The sequence below is a fragment of the Brevundimonas sp. CURTG3B2_SDJG genome (assembly GCF_057364705.1).
In genome coordinates this window covers 1-2,574 of the sequence record NZ_JBNFOJ010000361.1, presented here as the reverse complement: position 1 = coordinate 2,574, position 2,574 = coordinate 1, and the positions used below count along the sequence as shown (strand labels likewise).

The following is a 2,574-nucleotide window of genomic DNA, read 5'->3' as shown; positions in this document are numbered from 1 at the left end:
CGGTGCGCACGTCCGCTTCCGTGATCTCCGCGCCTGTCGCCGCCCGGTCCGCCAGGGTCTCGATGACCCGCCGGGCCTGGGCCCGGTCGCGCGGCGAGCCGTTGATCGACACCCCGCCGCCCGGCGTCTCGACCAGCACCTTGAACCGGTCCTCGATCAGGGCGAGGTGGCGGCTGTTGGGCCCGATGACGGCGCGCAGGGCGTCGTCGTCCAGCGCCAGGAACTCGCTCGCACGCGCCATCAAGCGACTTTCCTTGGGTCGCTATCGCTCGGCTCGCGGAGCCTCGCTGCTTGAGCGACGGGGGGGGCGCCAGACGGCCGCCGAGGGATTTCAGGCCGCCGCTTTCGATCGTCACCGGAACGATCTGGCCGATCAGATGATCCGCGCCGTCGGCGTGGACGGGCTGCAGCCAGGGCGACCGTCCGGTGGCCTGGCCCCCGAACTTGCCCGGCCGCTCGAACAGCACGGGGATGGTCATTCCGGTCCGTGACGCGTTGAACGCCGTCTGCTGCTCGAACAGCAGCGCCTGAAGCGCCTGCAGCCGCTCGCGCGACACCGCTTCGGGGACCTGCGCCGCCATGGTCGCCGCCGGCGTGCCGGGCCGCGGCGAGTACATGAACGAGAAGGCCGAGGCGTAGTTGACCCGTCTGACCAGCTCCATCGTGTCCTCGAAATCCCGATCGGTCTCGCCGGGGAAGCCGACGATGAAGTCGCCCGACATCGCCATGTCCGGCCGGGCCTCGCGGATGCGGCCGATCAGGTCGAAATATTTCTGCCGGCCGTGCTTGCGGTTCATCAGCCGCAGGATGCGGTCCGAACCCGACTGCACCGGCAGGTGCAGCCACGGCATCAGAGCCTCCAGGTCGCCGTGCGCCGCGATCAGGTCTTCGGACATGTCGTTGGGATGGCTGGTCGTGTAGCGGATGCGGTCCAGGCCCGGAATCTCGGCCAGGGCGTAGGCCAGCCGCGCCAGGCTGGACGGCTTCCCGTCCGGCCCCTCGCCGTCGTAGGCGTTGACGTTCTGCCCCAGCAGGGTGACCTCGCGCACCCCCTTGGCCGCCAGCTCGCGCGCCTCGGCCAGGATGGCCGCCACCGGCCGCGACCATTCGGCGCCGCGGGTGTAGGGCACCACGCAGAAGGTGCAGAACTTGTCGCAGCCCTCCTGCACGGTCAGGAAGGCGGTGAAGCCCTCCACCCCGCGTGAGGCGGGCAGGGCGTCGAACTTTTCGTCCGGGGCGAAGTCGGCGCCGATCCGCTCGCCGCGGGCGCGGGCGGTGCGGGTCAGCAGCTCCGGCAGCTGGTGATAGGCCTGCGGCCCGACCACCAGGTCCACCGCCGGCTGGCGTCGCATGATCTCCTCGCCCTCGGCCTGGGCCACGCAGCCGGCGACCGCGATGGTCATGGCGCCGTTCTTGGCGTCCTTCAGCTCGCGCATCTTGCCGAGCTCGGAATAGACTTTTTCGGCCGCCTTCTCGCGGATGTGGCAGGTGTTCAGGATGACGAAGTCGGCGTCCTCGGGCGTCCCGGTCGGGGCGTAGCCCAGCGGCCGCAGCACATCGGCCATGCGCTCGGAATCGTAGACGTTCATCTGGCAGCCGTAGGTCTTGATGAACAGGCGCTTGGGCGCGGCCTGTTCCCCCGACGGCGGTACGAGGGTCTCGGTCATGGATAGGCTTTTAGTGCGCGGCCGCCTCTTGCGCTACTTGGCGCGGAAGGAACGGATTCAATCGACATTCAAACCCGTCATTCCCGGCCCTGCGCCGGGAATCCATAAACACCAGAGGGCGGTCGTGAGCCCTTCAGGATCGCCAGTCGCGATTATGGATGGCCGGGACAGGCCCGGCCATGACGAAGGGAAAGTTCGACAGGCGTGACGTCCTGTCGATCAAATGCGATCGAACCTACGCCGTCTCGTCTTCCCGGTGCGCGTGGCGCTTGAAGATCAGGCCGTCCCGGTCCGAAGGCTCCGCTCCCGGAATCGCCTTGCCGTAGAGCTCCAGCTTGTGCCCGACCAGCTCGAAGCCCAGGCGTTTGGCGATCTCGGTCTTCAGCCGCTCGATCTCGGCGTCGAAGAATTCGATGACCTCGCCGGTCTTGGTGTCGATCAGATGATCGTGGTGGTCGTCGCCCGCTTCCTCATAGCGGCTGCGACCGTCGCCGAAATCATGCTTCTCGACCACGCCCGCCTCTTCGAACAGGCGCACGGTGCGATAGACGGTGGCGATGGAGATGTGCGGATCGATGGCCGAGGCGCGGCGGTACAGCTCCTCGACATCCGGGTGGTCTTCGGCCGAAGACAGCACGCGGGCGATCACCCGGCGTTGCTCGGTCATGCGCATGCCGCGGTCGGCGCAGAGTTTCTCGATCCGGTCCATGGCGGTGAGAATAGGGGGCCTCTCTTCGCTAGGGAAGCGGCGCCGCCAAGTTGAGAGCGAAAAGCAGGGCGTCCGCCCGCGAACCGTCGGCCCGGCCGTAGTAGGCCCGGCGCCGCCCGGCCTCGGCGAACCCGGCCCGGCGATAAAGGGCCAGGGCCGCGGCGTTGTCCTCCGCCACCTCCAGGAACACGCGTCTCG

1 protein-coding gene and 2 pseudogenes are annotated in these 2,574 nt (G+C 68.5%); all 3 read right to left on the bottom strand.

Annotated features, from left to right (window positions below):
• Positions 1-241: pseudogene (locus AC2W7C_RS16585) on the bottom strand (PhoH family protein); the annotation flags it as partial.
• A gap of 70 nt (positions 242-311) precedes the next feature.
• Positions 312-1,667: pseudogene (gene miaB / locus AC2W7C_RS16580) on the bottom strand (tRNA (N6-isopentenyl adenosine(37)-C2)-methylthiotransferase MiaB); the annotation flags it as partial.
• Between the two features lie 235 nt (positions 1,668-1,902).
• Positions 1,903-2,376 (bottom strand): Fur family transcriptional regulator, encoded by a 474-nt coding sequence (locus AC2W7C_RS16575; RefSeq protein ID WP_486002373.1) that lies wholly within the window; start codon positions 2,374-2,376, stop codon positions 1,903-1,905.
• Positions 2,377-2,574: the final 198 nt, after the last annotated feature.

Bases quoted from the DNA above. Each gene is read 5' to 3' on its own strand.
- AC2W7C_RS16575 (WP_486002373.1), bottom strand. From the start codon at position 2,376: ATGGACCGGATCGAGAAACTCTGCGCCGACCGCGGCATGCGCATGACC.